Origin of the sequence: Pseudomonas sp. E6002, from assembly GCF_013385565.1 — a bacterium.
Taxonomy (GTDB): Bacteria; Pseudomonadota; Gammaproteobacteria; order Pseudomonadales; family Pseudomonadaceae; genus Aquipseudomonas.
Genome location: NZ_JACAPT010000068.1, coordinates 1 through 412, shown reverse-complemented (window position 1 = coordinate 412; position 412 = coordinate 1). Strand labels below are relative to the sequence as shown.

The following is a 412-nucleotide window of genomic DNA, read 5'->3' as shown; positions in this document are numbered from 1 at the left end:
CGCCGAAAATTCGCAATTACTTACAAATTTTACCTTAGCCTGATCCGTTACCAGTGAAAGTAACGTTCAGTCTATCTTTCTATCACATACCCAAATTTTTAAAGAACGATCTAATCAAAGACTAGAAATCAACACTCACCATCACATCGATGGAATGCTCATTTCTAAGCTTTCAAGACAGAAGCAGTAGTGGTGGAGCCAAACGGGATCGAACCGTTGACCTCCTGCGTGCAAGGCAGGCGCTCTCCCAGCTGAGCTATGGCCCCGTATTTCTACAGGCGTTTCCCACACAAAATTGGTGGGTCTGGGCAGATTCGAACTGCCGACCTCACCCTTATCAGGGGTGCGCTCTAACCAACTGAGCTACAGACCCAATTTCGGGCTGCTTCTTTATCGTCTTCTTCAATGAATC

Annotated in this window: 2 tRNA genes; both read right to left on the bottom strand. The window is 46.4% G+C overall.

Annotated elements, in window-relative coordinates:
• Positions 1-190 precede the first annotated feature (190 nt).
• A tRNA-Ala gene (locus HX815_RS31430) sits at positions 191-266 on the bottom strand.
• A gap of 30 nt (positions 267-296) precedes the next feature.
• Positions 297-373, bottom strand: a tRNA-Ile gene (locus HX815_RS31425).
• Positions 374-412 lie beyond the last annotated feature (39 nt).